The following is a 19913-nucleotide window of genomic DNA, read 5'->3' as shown; positions in this document are numbered from 1 at the left end:
GAGGCCGAGGCCCCGAGCCCCTCACTTGGCCAGTGCGACCCGGACCAGCGCAGCAGCGAGTCTCGGCAGGTCGTCGTCGACGACGAGGCGGGCCAGCCCTTCGGGCGTCTCCGGGAGTCCCAGTCCGGCGGCGGCGTGGCGCGCCCGCTGGTCGAAGGCCGGGCGCAGCTCGGGCCACACGCCCTGTGCCTCACGGCTGAAGATGTCCGCCCCCACCGGCCCGATCCGGGGGAACTCCCGCAGCAGCCCGCGGATGCGCTCCGGGTCTCCGTCGGCCTCATCGCGCAGCCGTCGCAGGTCCCCCCGGTACCGGTCGAGAAGGAGTTCCGCCCCGTCTCCGAGCGCGGTGGCCGTGCTCTCGTCGTACCGGCGGTAGTGCGCGCGGCCCAGCGCATCCACCCGGTCCTGCCAGGAGGCCTTCACCATCGCCTGCGGCGTGCGCATCCCCGCTCCGGACAGCTCCCGGGCCGCAGCCACGGCGAGGTCGGCTTTGATGCGAACCGACAACAGCACGCAGAGCGTGAGCAACCGGTACAGCGGCGAGGGTGTGTTCCGGAGGCGGATCCCGGCTTCGCCGGCGTACGTGCGCCCGTACTCCTCCAGCAGGCTTTTCGCTGTCGTCGGCCGGGACATGGTGCACCTCCCATGAAGCGTGCTGCGTCGTTCCACGGTGCCGCCGACCGCCCCTCATTTTACTCGTTCGGGTGAGACCACGGCCTTGCACGAGCCCGGAACCGCGACGACCGGCCCCTGCACCCGGGGGTCACCCGAGCGCACGGCCCGATGGCGCACTCATGGCGGCGGTGCCATGTTTCGGACGTGGCCCAGTGGTAACCCGGTGGTACGGCGGCGACGCGTCACTGGGGCCGGGTGCGGACCGTACGCCCTGGGCAGAGTCCCGACGAGTACCAGGAGGAGAACGCCATGCCGGCAGGATCCAGCCGCAAGCGAGAGCGCCAGTACGAGCACGTGAAGGACAGCGCCGAGAACCGCGGTGAGTCGGAGAAGCGCGCGAAGGAGATCGCCGCCCGCACCGTCAACAAGGAGCGAGCACGCTCGGGCGAGGCGAAGACGTCGAGCAAGACGTCCACGCGCGACCCGAAGTCGGCCTCCCAGCGCGGTGGGGAGCGGTCGCACAAGGGCGCACAGGGCCGCACCAGGGACCAGTTGTACGAGGAGGCCAAGAGGAAGAACGTCGAGGGCCGCTCCACGATGAACAAGGAGCAGCTCCGTAAAGCGGTCAGCGGCTGACCGGACCTGTGGTCGCCGCCCGTCGGCCGCAGGGCTGTGACGACCCTGCGGCCGTTCAGGCGTTCAGGCGTTCAGGCGACAGTGCGGAGAGCGGGCAGGAGTTCCTCCCGTGCCCATCGGATGAAGGCCTGCTGCTGCGCACCGCCGACCTGCACGAGGGCGATCTCGGTGAACCCCGCGTCGATGAAGGCACGGACCGCTTCCACGAACTCCTCGACGTCGTCACCGCACGGAACCGACCGGGCCACGTCCTCGGGCCGGACGTGCTGGGTGGCCTGGTCGAACGAGGAGGGGCCCGGCAGTTCGGAATTCACCTTCCAGCCCCCGACCGACCAGCGGAACTGGTCGTGCGCCCGCTCGACCGCCGCGTCCCGGTCACGGTCGTAACAGACGGGCAGCTGGCCGACCCGTGGCTTTCCGCCGCCGCCGTGGCGGTCGAAGCCTGCGAGAAGCTCCCGTTCGGGCTCCGTGGCGATGACGAGGTCCGCCAGCCGGCCCGCGAGCGCACACGACCGGTCTCCGGAGACGGCGATGCCGATGGGGACGCGGACTTCCGGCACGTCCCACAGCTTGGCGTTGTCCACATCGAAGTGGGTGCCGTGGTGGCTGACGTACCCGCCGTCGAACAGCGCGCGGATGATCTCCACCGCTTCTTCGAGCATCTCCAGCCGCACCCGGGCCGCCGGCCATCCCGCGCCGACCACGTGCTCGTTGAGGTTCTCACCGGAGCCCAGCCCGAGGCGGAACCGCCCTTCGGACAGCAACTGCAGTGTCGCGGCCTTCTGCGCCACCACTGCGGGGTGGTAACGGGTCGTCGGGCAGGTCACGTACGTCATCAGCCGGATGGTGGAGGTGGCCTGCGCTGCCGCGCCCAACACGCTCCAGGCGTACGGGGCGTGCCCTTGGGACTCCAGCCAGGGGAAGTAGTGGTCGGAGGTCACCGAGAAGTCGAATCCCGCCTCCTCGGCCGCCACCACGTCGTCGACGAGTGCCCGCGGTCCCGACTGCTCGGTCATCATCGTGTATCCGAATTGCACCATATGGGAAGGTTTGCCGTTCCTTGGCGGGTGAAACACGGGCACGTCCGGGACGGCCGCCACCCGGGCCAGAGCGCGACGGCCGCGGCAGCGCGTACGCGGGCGCCCATGTAGCGTTCCATCATCCGCAGTGCGGCCTGCGCGAGATCCTGATGGATATGGGCCACCCCGTCCTCCGGAATCGTCAGGCTCATATGACGGATATGCGCATCCAGTGCGGAGTAGAGGATGCACTGCTCCGTCACCTGACCGCAGAGGACGAGGTGGTCCGCGCCCAACTGGTGGAGCAGATACGGGAGAGGCGTCTCGTAGAAGATCGAGCGCCGCGCCTTGACCACGAAGAGTGATTGATCATCGGGCTTCCTGTACGCGGGCATGGACGGCTGGCGGCGCCAGATGGTCCTGGACGGCCACGCGCTGATGTCCCGCACACTCGATCTTGCGGCCTCGGTGCGGCAGGAGATCGAGTCCATCGACGGAATGCACGTCAATGACCACGCCGACTTCAGGAGGCGCTTCGTCGTATCGGCGTCGTCGGCGTGCGTGAGTTGCGTACTGATGCGGCGATGGTCCATCAGATGTGCGTCGAGGTGATGGTGTTCGCGCAGCCAGTCGGCCGCCCGGTATCCGGATACCCGGAGCCCGGCGATGTCGATGGTGACGGGCAGCGGGTCGAACGCGGACCCCGCACCCGGCCCGCAGACCGATTGCCCGTTCTCGCGAATACCTCCCGCTGTGTCCGCGCCCCCGTGCCCCGCTCCAGTACGCGCCTTGCGGCGTCCTCGGCGGTCGCGAAGTCGCCGCTGCGGGGCGGGCAGGTGCGCTCATCAGCCGCCGACGGGTGAGGCGGGGTGCCAGTCGGAGAGCAGCCGGGCGGCCAGCCGGTCCTCCAGGCAGCCTGTCGCGTCGATCCCGAACACGACGTCCGCCTCCAGCTCCGGTTCCTCGTCCAGGAGCCCGCGGATGACGTCGTGCCGGACGATCTGTTCGTGCACCGCGTCCGCCTCGACGTGCTCGGTGTAGAAGTGCTCGGCGGCCGGGCCCGCCTGTGCCCGCTTCATCGCGAGCGCCAGGCGCCGTGACGAGGGCGACGAGGTGATCTCCACGGCGGCGAAGTGTCCGACCAGGGCGCCGCGCAGCCGGCGGTGCAGGCCGAAGAGCGACATGAGGTTGACCAGGGCGAGCATTTCCGCGTGGCCCTCGTCCACGTAGTGGCCGTACGACGTCTCCAGCCCCAGATCCGCCATGAGGTCCGCGAACAGGCGGGCGTGCACCCGTTCCGCCCGGCCGGCGCCGAACTCGTCGTACTCGACTGCGGCCATGCCCGCCTTGGCACGCCCGCTGAGGCGCGGAAGCACCCAGGCATGCGGATCGGCTTCCTTCAGGTGGTACAGGGAACGCTGCATGGCGTAGGCGCGGAGCTGGTCCAGCGTGCCGCTCTCCTGGAGAAAGTGCGAAACCCCCGTCCCCCGGACGGGCTCGACGAGCAACGCGTCGAGGGTCGCGGTCAGGTCCGCGTCGGGCGGGGCGTCGCTCCTCAGGGCGGTCTCGAATCGCCGCTCCAGCGCGGCCCGGACCTCCAGCAGGGGCGGATCCCATTCGCGCGCCGGATCCACTCCCGCGAAGCCGCGGTAGTGGAGTTCGTAGCAGACGTACAACGCCAGGTGCAGGTCCTCCCCGTAGGGATCGGCCTCGTCCGCCAGCGCCGGGGCCGGCAGCTCACCGCTCCCCCGCATGTAGGCGAGAACGGCCTCCGAAAGATCACCGCGGCCCCGCGGAAGTGTGGGTTCGCCTGTCCGACCAGCCATGTTGTCCCTCCTGAGAAGCCTGTGCAGCCGCTGCGGCCGCCCGGCGTCGCGTGGGCGCGCCGTACCGTACTCGATGCCTGGTCTATGGCTGCGTCAGCAGTTGCGGTGACAGGTTCTTGAGCATCGTGTTGCTCCATTTCATCTGGCGCAGTGTTTCCGGATGGCAGGCGGAGGCGAGACTCAGCAACCGCTGGTTCCCTGTCGCCTGCGCCGCTTGCGCCAGCATCTCCCAGCACAGTGAGTTGGCCACCGCACGGAGATGCAGATCCTGCAGATCGCGGAGAAGGACCAGCCCCCGGTCGTCGACGGGGCCTGCGTCCGCGAACCGGGTGGTGAAACGCTCTCCCGCCCCGAGTGCCTGGTCCGTGTCCGCCGGTGAGCCGTCCCGCTCGTCGGCGGCTTCGGTCAGACGCCGCAGGTGCTCTCGCGACCATTGTGCGAGGTCCATGGCGACATGGCGGATCTCGTGCTCGGCCCGGTGCCGGTCCGCCACGCTCTCCAGTGCCTCGGCGAATTGACGTTCGCCGCGGTCGAGGGCGGTGAGGACGAGGTCGGTTCCGGTCATGCGGAGTCCCTTCCGGCGCTGTCCCAGGTCGCGTCGCTCACCCGGGTGGCACGTGCGGCCGGCCCGCCCTCGGTGAGGGGTGCCGTACCGGCTGCCGCTGGGGCCTATGCCGTGGTCGTGGGTGCCGGCGCGTTCCGGCCGTCGGCTCGTGCGACGAGCGTGAGGGCCGCGGCGCCGGTCTTGAACAGGTGCCCGCGCCGGCGCGCCTCGGCTCCTCCCACAATGGCCGCATACCGCCTGTGCCGGCGCAGGGTCTCCGGGCTGGCCGGCGGGCGAGGATCGCCGCGTGGGACTCCGTCCGGACGGATCGTGCGCGCCCACCGGACGGGGGCGCCGCCCCCGTCCGGTCGTTGCGCCGTTCGGGTGACGCGCGGTTGCGGTCGCCCCGGGGCGGCCGCAGGCTGCCGGGGACCGGGCGGCCCGTGGGAATGACCGCCGTCACGAAGGGAACCAGAGGCTGCGGTCCCGAAGAAGCGAGGGCCGGGCGTACCCGCGCAGACAGGACGGACGACAGCTGATGAGCGACCACGACGTGAGCAGGCGGAAGGTACTGGCCATCGTCACCAACTACGGGGTGGAGCAGGACGAACTCGTCGTCCCGCTCGACCACCTGCGCGGATGGGGCGCCCAGGTCGATGTCGCCGCCGTGACGACGGACGACATCGAGACCCTCGTCGGCGACAAGGAACCCGGCAGGACGCTGCGCCCCGACCTCACACTGGACGACGTCGATCCGGCCGGATACGACCTTCTTCTCGTCCCGGGCGGGACGCTGAACGCCGATACGCTGCGCACGCAGAGCTCGGCGGGCCGGATCGTTCGCGCGTTCACCGGATCCGGCCGTCCCGTCGCGGCCATCTGCCACGGGCCCTGGGTCCTGGTGGAAGCCGGAGCCGTAGCGGGCAAGCGGCTCACCTCCTACGGTTCGCTGCGGACCGACATCCGCAACGCGGGCGGCGAGTGGGCCGATCAGCCGGTCGTCACGGATGATGCGGGCGGCTGGACACTCATCACCTCACGGAACCCGGACGATCTGGAGCCGTTCGTGCGGGAGATCGACGCGGCACTCGCCGTTCCGGGCCTTTCCGGCTCCTGATCCTCGGGACGGGCCCGTGCGCGCCCACGAGGCTCTCCGGAGTACCAGCCCGTGGGCGCGCCGCACGGGGCGACAGGTGTGGAGGGACAGGCGGCCGCTGCGGACCGCACGTCAGCCGGCCGGATCCGCCCTGCTCAGGTCGGACGCGTGCCGTCCGCGCGGCGGGGGACCGGCTCGGCCCAGGTGGTGATGTGCTGCTCCGCCGCCAGCACCGCGTCGTGTACGCCCGTTCTGCCCAGCAGCACGCACAGCGTGTACGCGGCGTCGTCCAGCTCCTGTCTGGCCCGCATGTCGGACGGGGCGGCGGTCAGCCGGGACTGGCAGCCGCGGAACTCCGCCAGAACCTCCGCGGTCCGGGCATGGCTCGGCATCAGACCGATGTACGCCGTCCGGGGCGACACGGTCCGGGCCGTCGCCACGGCCCGGTGCAGCGCCCGCTCCACGCGCGCCGGCATCGCGGTGCCGCGTGAGTGGGCGGCCATGGCGGCAGCCACCTCCGCCGACGTGATGCCCGCGGCCTTCGCCGCCGCGCCCAGCACCCGCCTGGCGTCCCGGGCCGAGCACGGAGTCACCGCCATGACCGTGCCGACCGCCCACGCCGCCCTGGGCTCGTCGATGGGGAGCTGTGCTGCGGGCACCGGCTCTTCGGGCGAGGGGCGGCTGCCACCGGAGTCGGGGTTGCGGGGAATGCGGGCAGACATCATCAGGGCCATTTCTCGACGAGGCGACGGAGGAGTTCCGCGACGACCGATGGGGACATGCCGGTCTTCGCCCGCCCCCGTGTGCTCATTTCCGAAACATGACATCCGGAACGGAAGTGCGCCCGTGGGCCAAGCCGCTCGGGTGACCACCCCGGCCGCTACCGGCCGGTCCTCCGTGCCCGGTTCGGGGAATGTGCGGTGTACGGAGCGTGCTCTGGGTGCGGCGGAGTCCCGGCCGTGCACACAGTTGAAATGGTCAGCCGGCGGTCAGGTCATCGCGGCAAGGGAAGCGAGGACCGCCTGCGGGCCCGCAGCGCGTTGTTTTCCGCTCATTGGGCCGGGAAGGTGAGAACCGGGTCCGGTGCCGCGCACGGCGCCCGCTCGGGCAGGACTGCGGCTGGTTGGCTCGGACCGCGCTCTCCGCGTGCTTCCGCCCCGATGCAAGGAGTTTTCGATGCCGGCCCTCGGAACGACGATGCCGGTGACCGGTGCGCCCTGCTGGGTGAGCATGGCGACGCCCGATCCTCACGCGGCCCGCTCGTTCTACGCCCGAGTGCTGGGGTGGGAGTTCCGCGAGAGTTCCCTCGGACACGACTTCTCGGTCGCCGTTGCGGACGGCGAACCTGTCGCAGGGATGGGGCCCTGCACCGCGCGCGGCCTCGCCGCCCGCTGGACGCCGTACTTCGCCGTGGCCGACGCCGACGAGACCGCGGACCGCGTCAGGGAGCGGGGGGCCACGCTCGCCGTCGGGCCGGCGCGGCTGGGCGGGGGACGTGCCGCCCTCGCGGCGGATCGCGACGGGGCCGCTTTCGGCTTCTGGGAGGGTCCGGCCCTGGCCTGGACGGTGGGGCAGGGGAGCGCACCCGCGCGTCTGGACCTCATGACGCGTCATGCCTTCGAGGCGGCCATCTTCTACGCCGGGATCTTCGACTGGGCGAAGCCGGACGGCGGGTGCACGGTGGAGTACGCGCAGGACCACGTCGCGGTCCAGGTGGCCGGACACACCGTCGCCACGTTGCGGGGCGGGGGCGTCGAATCCGCCCCCGACCCGAAGATGCGGCCGAGGTGGGTGGTGGACTTCCGTGTGGCGGACAGCCGGGCGACCGCGGCGGCGGCCGATGCGGCGGGCGGCGATTCCTCGCCGGCCCCTCCCCCGCTCGGCTGCTCGAAGGACGCCTACATCATCCGTGATCCCGGCGGCGCGCTGTTCACCGTCTCGGGGCCCGGCGGGCCGTGACGCCGAAGGCCCGCCCCGGGCTGCGGGCCCCCATGACCACCGCAGGGATCAGTGGCTGGTGAGTTCTCCGGAGAGCTTCCCGTGGAGATCGGCGCTGGGATCGTTGAGGCCGACGATCTCGACGGTCTTGCCGCGCTGGGCGTACTTGGTCTCGATGGCGTCGAGGGCGGCCACGGAGGAGGCGTCCCAGACGTGGGCGCCGGTCAGGTCGATGACGACCTTGTCGGGGTCGGTCGTGTAGTCGAACCGGCCGACGAGGTCGTTGGAGGAGGCGAAGAACAGTTCGCCGGTGACGGAGTAGACGACTGTGGTGCCGTCGGGGTCGGTGACCGAGGTGACGTCGGCGAGGTGGGCGACCCGCTTGGCGAAGATCACCATGGCGGTGACGGTGCCGACGACGACGCCGATGGCGAGGTTGTGGGTGGCTACCACCACGGTCACGGTGATGACCATGACGGCGATCTCACCCGCCGGCATCCGCTTGAGGGTCTTCGGGGCGATGGAGTGCCAGTCGAAGGTCGCGAAAGACACCATGACCATGACGGCGACCAGCGCGGCCATGGGGATGTCGGACACCACCGGGCCGAAGACGATGCACAGCACCATCAGGAAGGAACCGGCGAGGAAGGTGGACAGCCGGGTGCGGGCGCCGGAGACCTTCACGTTGATCATCGTCTGGCCGATCATCGCGCAGCCGCCCATGCCGCCGAAGAACCCGGTGACGATGTTGGCGATGCCCTGCCCGATGGATTCGCGGGTCTTGGAGGAGTGGGTGTCGGTGAGGTCGTCGACCAGCTTCGCGGTCATCAGCGACTCCATCAGCCCGACCAGCGCCATCGCGAACGCGTAGGGGGCGATCGTCGTCAGGGTGTCGAGGGTGAAGGGAACGTCCGGCAGACCCGGCACCGGCAGCGAGGAAGGCAGGGCCCCCTTGTCCCCCACGGTCGGCACGGCGATCCCCGCCGCGACCGTGATGACGGTGAGGATGACGATGGAGACCAGCGGGGCCGGGACCACCCTGGTGACCCGCGGGAAGAAGACCATGAGCGCCAGACCGCCGGTGATCAGCGGGTACACGGCCCAGGGCACGTCATGCATCTCGGGCACCTGCGCCATGAAGATCAGGATCGCCAGAGCGTTGACGAAGCCGACCATCACCGAGCGCGGAACGAACCTCATGAGCCTCGCCACCCCCAGGGCGCCGAGCACGATCTGGAAGATCCCGGCCAGGATCACGGCGGCGATCAGGTAGCCCAGGCCGTGCTCGCGGTTCAACGGTGCGATCACGAGCGCGACGGCGCCGGTGGCGGCGGAGATCATGGCCCGGCGGCCACCGACGATCGAGATGACCACGGCCATGGTGAACGACGCGAACAGACCGATGGCCGGATCGACGCCCGCGATGATCGAGAACGAGATGGCCTCGGGGATCAGCGCGAGCCCCACGACCAGCCCGGCCAGCACCTCGGTGCGCCAGACCTTCGGGTCGGACAGCCAGTCGGGCTTCAGGCCGCGAAGAACAGCGGCGGGCGTCATGACGGAAGAAGACAAGGAGGTGAGTACCTGTCGTGCTCGGGCAGACCCCGCCGACAGGCCGGGGGCGTGCGGAGAAGGAGCGAAGGGGCCGGACCGGCACCCAGCGGACGGCCCGCAGGGGCCGGAGATCGAGAGGAGGGGCGAGGACCGGCCGCACGGCCGGGCCACTCGTATCCGGGGGCGAACGTCACGGCGGGCAGGGGGCGGCGATCAGCACCATGGACTCGCGCACGCTCACTCCTGCAAGAATCGGATCTTCGCCGGGGGCGCCATCGACCCTGGAACAGCAGGCGCGGGAGGGCAAGGCCGCCCGCGCCGCCACCAACTCTACCCTAACGTTAGAGTAGAGGTCGGTCGCGGTCGTGCCGCATGCGGCCGGCGACGAGAAGAAGGGCCAGGACCACGGGCGTGGACGACAAGCACATGCAGATCGGCGAGGTCGCCACGCGGACCGAACTGTCCCTGCGCACCATCCGCCACTACGAGGAGACGGGGCTCGTCGTTCCCTCCGCCCGCTCGCAGGGTGGCTTTCGGCTCTACACCGAGAGCGACGTCCAGCGGCTGATGGTCATCCGCCGCATGAAGCCGCTCGGCTTCACCCTCGACCAGATGCGCGACCTGCTCGACGCGACGGACCGCCTCGACGCCGGCCATGACCTGGACACGCACGAACGCGACGGCCTGCTGGACCGCGTACGCGAGTACGAGCGCGCCGCCGCGGAGCAGGTCACCAGGCTCCGTGTCCAGCTGTCCCGGGCCGAGGACTTCGCCGGCACCCTCCGCGCGCGCCTGCCGCGGGAGACTCCGCCCTCCTCCCCCGCACACCCCTGAACGACCGCGCCGTCCCGGGAAGGAGTGTTCGGCCAGGCATTTCCTCACCCACTGCTCCGAAACGGGTTGATCGTGACCAGCGCCAAGGATTACCCGGCATCGGCCGCCGCCGAGACCCGCACGCTGACCGGCCTGGACACGCGGTTGGTGTCCTGCCGCGCCTGCCCACGTCTGGTGGCCCGGCGCGAGGAGACCGCTCGCGTCAAACGTGCCGCGTTCCGTGACTGGGAGTACTGGGGGCGCCCGGTTCCCGGATTCGGGCCCAAAGACGCCTCGCTGGTGATCGCGGGGCTGGCGCCCGCCGCGCACGGTGCCAACCGGACCGGCCGGATGTTCACCGGTGACCAGGCCGGCGATCTGCTGTTCGCGACGCTCCACGATCTCGGCCTGGCCTCCCGTGCCACGGCGACACACCGGGACGACGGACTGGAGCTGCACGGGGTGAGGGTCACCGCGCCCGTGCACTGCGCACCGCCGGCCAATCTCCCCACGACCGGTGAGCGCGACACCTGCCGCTCCTGGCTGGTGCGCGAGTTGCAACTGCTCCGGCCGACGGCACGCTCCGTCGTCGTGCTGGGCGGCTTCGGCTGGCAGGCCACTCTGCCGGCTCTGCGGCAGGCAGGGTGGAACGTGCCTCGTCCGCGCCCGTCGTTCGGCCACGGCGTACGCACGACCCTGGCGCCCTCGGACGGGACCACCACGCCGTTGACCGTATTCGGCTGCTACCACGTGAGCCGGCGCAATGTGTCCACCCGCCGCCTCACCCCGGCCATGCTGCGCGAGGTGCTCGCCGAGGCCGCGCACGCTGCCGGGCTTCCCGTCGTACGGCCGAGGGCGGAGTGACCGGGGGCCGGGCGATGCTCCCCGGGTGAAGCCTGGCTGCCGCACGCGCGCGCCCGTGTGGCCGAGCGCCGGAACGTGTGCGGCGGCGACGCCCGGGCACCTGGCCGATATTGGATGTACTGCGGTCGTACAGTGCGCATCCGCCGCACACGACCGCGATGACCGCCCTGTCCTTCCGCGCGTGGTGGTTCTTCCTCTTCCGCTTCCTCACCGGCTTCGGCATCGGTGGGGAGTACGCGGCCATCAACTCGGCGATCGACGAGCTGATTCCCTCGAAGTTCCGGGGCCGGGTCGATCTCATCATCAACGGCAGCTACTGGCTGGGCGCGGTCGGCGGGGCGCTGTTGTCGATCGTCATGCTGAACACGGACTACTTCCCGAAGGATCTGGGCCGGCGGCTCACTTTCGCCCTGGGCGTCGTCCTGGGCCTCGTGATCCTGCTCGTACGCCGGCACGTGCCGGAGAGTCCGAGGTGGCAGTTCATCCACGGGCATGGTGAGGACGCCGACAAGCTCGTCGGTTCGGTCGAGCGGGAGATCGAGGAGCAGCGTCACGAGAAGCTGTCGCCGCCGGCCGGTGAGATCACGATCCACGAGCGCAAGAGCATCGGCTTCGGGCCCATCGCGAGGACCGTCTTGCGGAGCTATCCCAAGCGTGCGGTGCTAGGGCTCTCCCTCTTCATCGGGCAGGCTTTCCTCTACAACGCCATCACCTTCGGCTTCGGCACGATCCTCACGACGTTCTACGACGTCGAGAGCAGTCGGACCGGCTACTACTTCGCGGTCATCGCGGCCGGCAACTTCGTCGGACCCCTCGTACTGGGGAAGCTGTTCGACACGATCGGGAGGCGCGTCATGATCGCCGCCACGTACATCGTGCCGGGCATCCTGCTGTTCATCACGGCTTGGCTCTTCGACCGGGGCTCTCTCGACGCCACCACCCTGACCGCGTGCTGGTGCGTGGTGCTGTTCTTCGCCTCGGCCGGGGCGAGCAGCGCCTACCTGACCGTCTCCGAGGTCTTCCCGATGGAGACCAGGGCCATGGCCATCGCCTTCTTCTACGCGATCGGTACGGCGGTCGGCGGGATCAGCGGCCCGCTCATCTTCGCCGACCTCACCGCGTCGGGTGTCCCCGGTGACACGGCCCTCGCGTTCTCCATCGGTGCCGGGCTGATGTGCGCGGCCATCGTCGCGGCCTTCCTCGCGGTCAACGCCGAGCAGCGCTCCCTGGAGGACATCGCGAGGCCGCTCTCGCAGACGGAGAAGGCCGGCGAGGGCGCGGCTCCGTAAGGGGCACGGTCGAACGAATCTGCACCCGTCCGCCTCAGGGCAGTACGGGCAATGCGGCCAGGCGGCGGTGCAGGTAGCCGCCGCCCCAGGTCAGTTCGTGCAGCGGCACCGCCGGCGCCAGCCGCTGCCAGCGGCCGAGAAGGGTGGTCAGGGCCACCGTGAGCTCCAGCCGGGCCAGTGCCGATCCGGGACAGTAGTGCGGGCCCAGGCCGAAGGTCAGATGGCGGCTCGCGGTGCTCCGGCCCGGGTCCAGCGTCCCGGGGCCGGCATGGCAGCCCGGGTCGTGATTGGCCGCCGCCACGGACAGCAGGACACCGCTGCCCGCCGGAATGACCGTGTCCCCGAACCGGATGTCCCGCAGAGCCAGCCGCTTGGTGGCGAAGGGGCCCGGGGTGTCCCACCGCAGCAGCTCGTCCACCGCGCGCGGGATGCGCCACGGCTCGTCCCGCAGGGTGCTCCGCACGTCCCTGTGGCCCAGCAGGGCGACCACGCTCATGCCGATCGCCTGCACCGTGCTGTCGAAGCCCGCCAGCAGCAGCATCGCCAGGAGGGAGGCCACTTCGTCCTCGGTCGCACCGCCCTGCTCCCGCCACGCCACGAGCACGCGGGATACGACGTCGTCACCCGGAGCCGCCGCGCACACGGCCATCCTGCGGCGGACGAAGGCGTCGATACGGGCGACGCTCTCCTCGACTTCGCCGGCGGTGCAGCCCGTCTTGTCCGCGAGGCGCGCCACCGGCTCGTACAGTGCGGCCCGCTCCTCCTCCCGTACGTCGAAGACCTCGCACAGCGAACGGAAGGCGAAGGGCCGTGCGAAGGCGTCCATCAGCTCGACCGGTCCGTCGCCGCGGGCCGCGTCGGCCGCGTCGAGGAGTTCACCGGCGGCTCGCTCGATCCGCTCGCGATGAGCGGCCATGCGCGCCGGGGTCAGGGCCGGCGTCGCCAGGCGGCGGATCCGTGTGTGGTCGGGCGGGTCGTAGTTCACCAGCGTCACGTCGAGGGCGCGACGGCGCACTCCGGGGTCGGGGACGCGCCCGCCGCTGAGGGAGAGGCGGGGGTCGAGGAAGCCGGCCCGTACGTCCTCGGCACGGGTCACCAGCCACACCGGCCTCCCGGCCGGCGTCCTGACCCGGGCCACGGGGCAGGTCTCGCGGATTTCGGCCAGCACCTCGGCCGGCCCGCTCAGGAACTCGGCCCCGAGCGGCTCCGGCAGCCGCGGCTGCCCGGCCGGCGCGGGCGGTGCAGTCGTGACGGCGGGTTCGGTGTCCATGCGGAGGCGTCCTCTCGCGGTCGCGGACTGTGCGGCGGCCACCGTAGGAACGGCCGGTTGTCCGCCGGTTCGCGCCCGGTGCGATTGCGGTATGCGGTCGCCCCGGCTCGCCGCTCGGCCCGCCGGAGACGAGCGCGGTCGGCCACCGAGGCGGCGACCAGGAGGTTTCACCGCGGGACAACCAGCGGCGAACCGGTGCCGAACCCGCTGCTCCTAGCTTCCTGGCGGTCGGCGCAATGGCGCCGCTCTTCGTCCCGATCGCCCCCGTCGTATGGAGGACCATCATGGCCGAGAACGTCGAGCCCACCGAGACCCCCGCCGAGGACGCCCCCGAGGTCGTCGCGCACGTCGAGTCGCCCATCGGCTGGTGCGGTGTGCACCAGGAGGTGGCCGAGGAGCCCGAGGTGATCGCGCACTCCGAGGAGGGCGAGGACACCCCGTGGTGCGGCGTCCACCAGGAGCAGAACGCCTGATCCGGTCACCCGACCGGTCCTCCTCGGCCGCAGCGGCGCACGCCGCCGCTGCGGCCGGGGTCCGCGCCGGCCGTCCCCCTTCTGCCACCGCCCCGACCCGGAGGTTGCCGTGCCCGGTACGCAGTCTGTCGCCGTCCCCGCCGCCGGGGCCCGTCTGGTCCGCGCCGACAGGGGGTGGTGGTTCCTGGGCGCCGGCGGATACGCACTGATGCGCCCCGGCCAGGTGGAACCGGACGGCACCCTGCGGCCCTCGTCCGAACGCTACTTGCGCGAGGCGGGGCTGTACGACGTACGGCCCTACACCTCGTACTCCCTCACCGTCCTGACCAGTACGGACTGCAACCTCGGCTGCGGCTACTGCTTCCAGAACACCGCGCAGGACCCCAAGGGCGGCAGTCGGCCGCCACGGATCCAGCACGCCCGTCTGACCCCCGAAGCCGTCGGACAGGTCCTGGACTTCACGCGCGAGCGCATGGACGCGGCGGGTCTTGACCGGCTGGCGCTCCTGCTCTTCGGCGGCGAGCCGCTGCTCAACCCGCGGGGCTGTCGGGACCTGCTCACCCGCGCGGGGAAGCTGGGCACCCTCACCGCGTCGATGACGTCCAACGGCACCCTGCTCACCCCGCTGATCGCCAAGGAGCTCAACGCGGCGGGTCTCGGCTCCGTCCAGGTGACCTTCGACGGCGACCGGGCCGACCACGACTCCATCCGGGTCAAGCGCTCCGGGGGCGGCACCTTCGACGTCATCGTCTCCAACATCGCGCGCGCCATCGAGAAGACCTCGCTGCGCTGGATGCTGCGGGTCAACGTCTCGCATCTGAACCGGAACGGCGTGGACGAACTGGTCGAACGTCTCGGCTCCCGTCTCGATCCGGCACGCTGCGGCGTCCACTTCGCACGGGTCGGCGACGTCGGCGTCGGCTACGCGAACAACCTGCTGCACGAGGACGGCCTCGTCTCGGACTTCGTCCGCTGGCACGCCCGCGCGCTGGAACTCGGCTTCACGGTGGCACGGCCGCGCGCCCATGTCCCCTGCCAGGCCTGCTCCTTCGCCGACGGCCGTTACGGCGCGGTCATCAACGCCGACGGTGTCCTGGCCAGTTGCTGGGAGACCGCGGGCAAACCCGGTATGGAGGTCGGCACCGTCACCGACGGCTATCTCACCGCCGAGGAGACGGAGGGCCGCTGGGTCAGCTGCCACGACCACTACCGGTACGACGAGGAGGCGGCCGTCCGCGCCACCTTCCAGGACCGGGTCGACGCCGGTGTGCTGGACTGCCTCAACGCCGCCGGACGGCTGGGATGAAGAGCGGCGGCATCCTGCGCACCAACCCCGACTTCCGCCGCTACTGGATCAGTTCGACGCTCTCCACCCTCGGATCCCAGCTGTCGCTGCTGGCCTTCCCGCTGCTCGTCCTGTCCATCGGCGGGAGCGCCGCGCAGGCGGGCACGGTGGCGACCTGTTCGATGGTGACCCGGACGCTGCTGCGCCTGCCGGCCGGACATCTCGCCGACCGGTTCGACCGCCGCATGATCATGGTCGGGACCGACGTGGTACGGCTCGTGGCGCTGTCCAGCATCCCCCTGGCGTCGGGGCTGGGGGAGCTCGGTCAGGCGCATCTGCTCTGCGTGGCCGTGGTCGAGGGCACGGCCACCGCACTCTTCTCCCCCGCGGCCACCATCGCCGTGCGCGACGTTGTGCCGGAGAAGGACCTCACCGACGCGCTGAGCCGCAGTCAGACCGCCATGGCGTCGAGTTCACTGATCGGGCCGTTCCTCGGCGGCTGGCTCTTCACCGTGGACCCGATCCTGCCCTTCGCCGTCGACGCGGCCTCCTACGGGGTGTCCGCCCTGCTGTTGCTGCGGATCAGTACCCGGCCCGCACCGGGCGTCGCGGACAGCGAGCGCGACAACCGGCTCACGGCCGGCCTGCGGTGGCTCACGCACCAGCGGGCGCTGCTGGCCGCACTGCTCTTCGCCGCGGGCATCAACATCGTCTCGGCGGCGGCCCAGACGACCATGGTCGTCTCGCTGCGCCAGAGCGGCGCCGGCGGGACGGCGATCGGGGCCGTGATGGCCTGCGCGGGCGTCGGGGGGCTGCTGGGCGCGGCCGCCGCCCCCTGGCTGATCAAGAGGATCACCGCCGGCCGGCTGTTCCTGCTCATCGGTGCCGTCTGGGCGCTCGGTCTCGCCGCCTTCTCCCGGACCACGCACCCCTGGCTGATCGGCCCGGTGCTGGTCGTGGTCGTCTTCTTCAGCCCGCCCGCGGGCATAGTGGTCGGCCGCGCGGTCCTGGTGCTCGCGCCCCGCGACCTGCTGGGCAGGGTCAGCACCGCGACCGGACTGCTGATGGCCGGTCTGGCCTCCGCGGGACCGATCCTGGCGGGCTCGTTCGTGGACTCCATGGGAGGCAGCCGCACCTGGCTGATCCTGGCCGGCACCGCGGCGGTGGTCACGGTGGTGTCGTCGGTGCCCCTGCTGCGCGAGACGAGCCTGGACGCCAACGGCGAGGACGCCGGCGGGAGGACTCCCGGCCCCTCGGACGACGCCGACGCCGGTCCCGCGGGGCTGGTCCCGACGCCTCCCGTCCCGCGCCCGGGCACCGGCGGCACCTGATCTCCCCGTTCCTTCTCCCCCTGTCCGACGTGACCGTTCTCCCTGGAGCGCCGCGATGACCGTGTCCCCGCCCCGCGACACCGGGCCGACGCCGGCCCGGCACAGCTACCCGGCCGCTCCCCGCAGCGGACCGGTGGAGGTTTTGCACGGGCAGCCGGTGGCGGACCCCTACCGCTGGCTGGAGGATCCGCAGGACCCCGCCACCGCCGTGTGGAGCGCTGCTCAGGATCTGCTGTACGCCGGGGAGGAGGCGCGCTGGGCGGACCGGGAGGCGTTGCGCGGGCGGATGGCTGAGTTGCTCGGCGGGGGTGGCAGCGGTCCCCCGGTGGCGCGCGGCGGGCGGGAGTTCCATGTGCGCCGGGACCCGGGGCGTGAACTGTCGGTGCTCGCCGTCCGTGAGGGCGGCCGCACACGGGTGCTCGTCGACCCGCTGGAGGCCGACCCGTCGGGTACGACGGTGCTCGACGCCTGGGAGCCGTCGTGGGAGGGCGGCCTCGTGGCCGTGCAGTTGTCCTCGGGCGGTACGGAGCACTCGCTGCTGCGCGTGCTCGACGCGGTGACCGGCGAGGTGGTGGACGGGCCCGTGGACCGGGTCCGCCGTTCCCCCGTGGCGTGGCTGCCGAAGGGCCGGGCGTTCTACTATGTGCGCCGATTGCCGCCGGAGCGGGCCGGCGGGGCGGCCCGTCACCGCCGCGTGTATCTGCACAAGGTCGGCACCCCCGCCGACCGGGACACGGAGATCTTCGGTGCCGGGCGGTCGGAGACCCAGTACTACACCGTGGCCACCTCCCCCGACGGCCGGCTCCTGGTCATCGGTGCCAACGAGGGCACCGCGCCGCGCACCGACCTGTGGACCGCCGACCTGACCGTGACCGGCCCGGACCGGCCCGGGCTGCGCCGCTTCCAGCACGGCACGGACGCACGAACAGCCGTCCGCCTGCGGACGGGTGGCGGCCCGCTGCTGCTCAGGACGACCGCCGGCGCCCCACGCGGCCGGATCGCCGCGGCACGCCCCGACGCCCCGGGCCCCGGACACTGGCGCACCCTGGTCGGCGAGCAACCCGGCACCGTACTGCAGGACTTCGCGGTCCTGGACGGCCCGGCACTGGACCGGCCGCTGCTGGTGGTCGTACGGACCCGGCACGCGGTCGGCGAGATGACCCTGCACGATGCACGCAGCGGCGCCCCCGCCGGGACCGTGACCCTGCCGGGCCGGGGGTCCGTCACCGGCCTGACCGTACGTCAGGCTCCGGGACACGAGGCCTGGTTCGCGTACGCCGACCACATCACACCCACCACCGTCCTGCACTACGACGCGGTCACCGGACAGCTGCGCCCCTGGGCGGGCGGTCCGGCGGCCGCCGCGCCGGCCGCGGGCGTGAAGGTCACCCAGGAGGTCGTGCGTTCCCGTGACGGCACCGCGGTGCGCATGTTCGTGATGTCCCCCGAGGGCCGTCCCGGCCGGCCCCGCCCCGCCGTCCTCACCGGTTACGGCGGCTTCGGCGCCTCGATGAGCCCCGGCTTCACCCCGCAGGCCGTGCCCTGGGTGCGCGCGGGCGGCGTGTACGCGGTGGCCTGCGTACGCGGAGGGGGCGAGGAGGGCGACGAATGGCACCGGGCCGGGCGCCGCGAGCACAAGCTCAACACCTTCGAGGACTTCGACGCCGCCGCCGACCATCTGCTCCAGGCCCGATGGGCCGCGCCCGGCCGGCTCGGCGTCCTCGGCAGCTCCAACGGCGGTCTGCTGGCCGCCGCCGCACTGACCCGTCGGCCGGAGACCTACGCGGCCGTCGTGTGCGCGGCGCCCCTGCTCGACATGGTGCGCTACGAGCTGTCCGGGATGGGCGCGAGCTGGCGAGACGAGTACGGGAGCGCCGAGGACCCCGCCGATTTCGTGCGGCTGCTCGCCTACTCCCCGTACCACCGGGTGCGCGAGGGGACGTGCTACCCGGCCGTCCTGCTGGCCGTCTTCGACGGCGACACCCGCGTCGACCCCGCGCACGCCCGGAAGATGTGTGCCGCGCTGCAGTGGGCGGGCACGGGTGACGGGCCGGTCGTGCTGCGCACCGAGCGCGGTGTCGGCCACGGCACACGCGGCGCGTCGCGCAGCGCCCGGCTGTACGCGGACGTCATGGCCTTCCTCGCCCACCACCTGGGCCTCGACCTGACGAAGGACGGCCTGGCATGAACGTACTCCTGTGCCCGCTGAGCGACCCGGGTTACCTGTACCCGGCCCTCGCGGCCGGCCGGGAACTGCGCCGACGCGGCCACACCGTCGACGTCCTCGCCGGGCCACCGGCCGCGGCCACGGCCGCCGCGGCCGGACTGGCCGTGTCGGCCGTGACGGACGGCACCGCGCTTTCCGTGGCCCACTGGACGGTCCGGGGGGCCGAGCAGTACGCCGCCGTGGCCCGGGCGGTCCGGCGGCTGCGGCCCGACGTCCTGGTCACCTCGGTGCTCTGCCACGGCGCACTGGTGGCCGCCGAGGCCGCCGGACTGCCGGTGGTGGTCCTCGGGCTGGCGGCTCACCTGTGGCCCTATCGCGCCGGGCCGGCGGGCGCGGAGGGCCGTGCGTGGCGGCTGGCGGAGACCCTGAAGCACTACGGGGCGGTACGGGAGGCGGCCGGTCTCGCCCCGCGGCACGACCGGTTCCCCCAGACGCCGCTGCTCGGCACCGCCTTCCTGCTGCGCGGGCACCCCGTCATGGAGGTGCCCGGCGCCGAACTGCCCGGGGCCGTACGGCATGTCGGTCCCTGCTGGTGGGAGCCGGACCCCCCGGCGGCGGAGCCGCTGCCGGATTCCAAGCCCCTGGCGTACGTCCATCTCGGCCGCACCTTCGGCGGCAGCAGTCTCTGGCCGCGCCTCAACGCGGCCTTCACTGCGGGCACGCACCGGGCTGTCGTGGAACTGGGGCGGTCAGGCGCCCCCGAGGCCGCCGCGGACGCCGACCTGATCCTGGGGCGCCGCTCCTGGATGGGTCCGCTCGTGAACCGGGCCGACCTCGTGCTCACCAATGCGACGTCCGCCCCGGTACTCGCCGCGCTCCTCCACGGCAAACCGCTGCTCGTCGCGCCCAACGGCTCGGAGCAGCAGGTCCTCGCCGCCGGTTGTCTGCGCGCCGGCGTCGCCCGCGTCCTCCCGGAGCCGGGTTCTCCCGCCCAGGAACTGCGTGCCGCGGTCGACGCCGCCGCCCGTGATCCCGAGTTGCGTGCGCGTGCGAAGGAGGTCGGCGGCCTGCTCGCCGACGGCAAGAGCGAGGCGCGTGCCGCCGACGCCGTGGAATCGGCGGCCCGCTGACCCCGACAGCGCAGAATCGGCGGCTGCCCCCGACTCCGTGAAATCGGGGGCACGCTGACCCGA

General features: G+C 72.0%; 18 protein-coding genes and 1 pseudogene. 11 read left to right on the top strand and 8 right to left on the bottom strand.

What is annotated here, in order from left to right; all coding sequences use genetic code 11:
• Positions 1–21: 21 nt before the first annotated feature.
• Positions 22–633, bottom strand: coding sequence for an endonuclease (locus tag ACIBJG_RS06865; protein ID WP_399304722.1), 612 nt, complete (start codon positions 631–633; stop codon positions 22–24).
• A 291-nt stretch (positions 634–924) separates the two neighbouring features.
• Between ACIBJG_RS06865 and ACIBJG_RS06860 the strand changes: the two genes are divergently transcribed.
• Positions 925–1251 (top strand): plasmid stabilization protein, encoded by a 327-nt coding sequence (locus ACIBJG_RS06860; protein ID WP_399304720.1) that lies wholly within the window; start codon positions 925–927, stop codon positions 1249–1251.
• 71 nt (positions 1252–1322) lie between these two features.
• On the opposite strand, the gene ACIBJG_RS06855 is transcribed toward ACIBJG_RS06860, so the two are convergent.
• The 4 genes from ACIBJG_RS06855 to ACIBJG_RS06840 form a co-directional block, all read right to left on the bottom strand.
• Entirely contained in the window at positions 1323–2291 is a 969-nt protein-coding gene (locus ACIBJG_RS06855; RefSeq protein ID WP_399304718.1) for an LLM class F420-dependent oxidoreductase, read from the bottom strand.
• Complete coding sequence (locus tag ACIBJG_RS06850) at positions 2267–2863, bottom strand: cysteine hydrolase family protein (protein WP_399304715.1); 597 nt, start codon at positions 2861–2863, stop codon at positions 2267–2269. The genes ACIBJG_RS06855 and ACIBJG_RS06850 overlap by 25 nt, the downstream gene beginning before the upstream one ends.
• 252 nt (positions 2864–3115) lie before the next feature.
• Entirely contained in the window at positions 3116–4096 is a 981-nt protein-coding gene (locus tag ACIBJG_RS06845; RefSeq protein ID WP_399304712.1) for an iron-containing redox enzyme family protein, read from the bottom strand.
• Positions 4097–4178: 82 nt separating this feature from the next.
• On the bottom strand, positions 4179–4661 hold the full coding sequence (locus ACIBJG_RS06840; protein WP_399304709.1) for a hypothetical protein: 483 nt from the start codon (positions 4659–4661) through the stop codon (positions 4179–4181).
• A gap of 517 nt (positions 4662–5178) precedes the next feature.
• Here ACIBJG_RS06840 and ACIBJG_RS06835 point away from each other — a divergent pair.
• Complete coding sequence (locus ACIBJG_RS06835; protein WP_399304706.1) at positions 5179–5757, top strand: type 1 glutamine amidotransferase domain-containing protein; 579 nt, start codon at positions 5179–5181, stop codon at positions 5755–5757.
• 134 nt (positions 5758–5891) lie between these two features.
• Here the strand turns inward: ACIBJG_RS06835 and ACIBJG_RS06830 are convergent, their stop codons facing one another.
• Positions 5892–6461: a DUF5133 domain-containing protein gene (locus ACIBJG_RS06830; RefSeq protein ID WP_399304703.1), complete on the bottom strand. Its 570-nt coding sequence runs from the start codon at positions 6459–6461 to the stop codon at positions 5892–5894.
• Positions 6462–6912: 451 nt separating this feature from the next.
• Here ACIBJG_RS06830 and ACIBJG_RS06825 point away from each other — a divergent pair, with 451 nt between their 5' ends.
• On the top strand, positions 6913–7695 hold the full coding sequence (locus tag ACIBJG_RS06825) for a VOC family protein (RefSeq protein WP_399304700.1): 783 nt from the start codon (positions 6913–6915) through the stop codon (positions 7693–7695).
• Between the two features lie 48 nt (positions 7696–7743).
• On the opposite strand, the gene ACIBJG_RS06820 is transcribed toward ACIBJG_RS06825, so the two are convergent.
• Positions 7744–9231 carry a SulP family inorganic anion transporter gene (locus tag ACIBJG_RS06820; RefSeq protein WP_399304697.1) on the bottom strand — a complete coding sequence of 496 codons (1488 nt, stop codon included), beginning with the start codon at positions 9229–9231 and terminating at the stop codon, positions 7744–7746.
• Positions 9232–9639: 408 nt separating this feature from the next.
• Between ACIBJG_RS06820 and ACIBJG_RS06815 the strand changes: the two genes are divergently transcribed.
• The 3 genes and pseudogenes from ACIBJG_RS06815 to ACIBJG_RS06805 form a co-directional block, all read left to right on the top strand.
• Complete coding sequence (locus tag ACIBJG_RS06815) at positions 9640–10062, top strand: MerR family transcriptional regulator (protein ID WP_399304695.1); 423 nt, start codon at positions 9640–9642, stop codon at positions 10060–10062.
• A 72-nt stretch (positions 10063–10134) separates the two neighbouring features.
• The gene (locus ACIBJG_RS06810) at positions 10135–10905 is read left to right on the top strand and encodes a uracil-DNA glycosylase (protein ID WP_399304692.1); all 771 of its coding nucleotides are present in this window, start codon (positions 10135–10137) and stop codon (positions 10903–10905) included.
• 152 nt (positions 10906–11057) lie between these two features.
• Positions 11058–12194 (top strand): annotated as a pseudogene (locus tag ACIBJG_RS06805) (MFS transporter); the annotation flags it as partial.
• Between the two features lie 34 nt (positions 12195–12228).
• On the opposite strand, the gene ACIBJG_RS06800 reads toward ACIBJG_RS06805, so the two are convergent.
• Positions 12229–13464 carry a cytochrome P450 gene (locus ACIBJG_RS06800; RefSeq protein WP_399304690.1) on the bottom strand — a complete coding sequence of 412 codons (1236 nt, stop codon included), beginning with the start codon at positions 13462–13464 and terminating at the stop codon, positions 12229–12231.
• A 284-nt stretch (positions 13465–13748) separates the two neighbouring features.
• Between ACIBJG_RS06800 and ACIBJG_RS06795 the strand changes: the two genes are divergently transcribed.
• The 5 genes from ACIBJG_RS06795 to ACIBJG_RS06775 all read left to right on the top strand — a co-directional run bounded on the left by ACIBJG_RS06795 (position 13749) and on the right by ACIBJG_RS06775 (position 19850).
• Positions 13749–13937, top strand: a complete 189-nt coding sequence (locus ACIBJG_RS06795) for a hypothetical protein (protein ID WP_399304687.1) — start codon at positions 13749–13751, stop codon at positions 13935–13937.
• Between the two features lie 109 nt (positions 13938–14046).
• A complete protein-coding gene (locus tag ACIBJG_RS06790) occupies positions 14047–15243 on the top strand; it encodes a radical SAM protein (protein WP_399304685.1) in 1197 nt (398 codons plus the stop codon).
• A complete protein-coding gene (locus ACIBJG_RS06785; RefSeq protein ID WP_399304683.1) occupies positions 15240–16553 on the top strand; it encodes an MFS transporter in 1314 nt (437 codons plus the stop codon). The genes ACIBJG_RS06790 and ACIBJG_RS06785 overlap by 4 nt, the downstream gene beginning before the upstream one ends.
• Positions 16554–16608: 55 nt before the next feature.
• On the top strand, positions 16609–18741 hold the full coding sequence (locus tag ACIBJG_RS06780; protein ID WP_399304681.1) for a prolyl oligopeptidase family protein: 2133 nt from the start codon (positions 16609–16611) through the stop codon (positions 18739–18741).
• Positions 18738–19850, top strand: a complete 1113-nt coding sequence (locus ACIBJG_RS06775) for a glycosyltransferase (protein WP_399304679.1) — start codon at positions 18738–18740, stop codon at positions 19848–19850. The genes ACIBJG_RS06780 and ACIBJG_RS06775 overlap by 4 nt, the downstream gene beginning before the upstream one ends.
• The last annotated feature ends 63 nt before the right edge of the window (positions 19851–19913 follow it).

The sequence above is a fragment of the Streptomyces sp. NPDC050422 genome (assembly GCF_044458665.1).
Lineage (GTDB): Bacteria > Actinomycetota > Actinomycetes > Streptomycetales > Streptomycetaceae > Streptomyces.
This window is presented reverse-complemented; position numbering and strand designations above follow the sequence as displayed.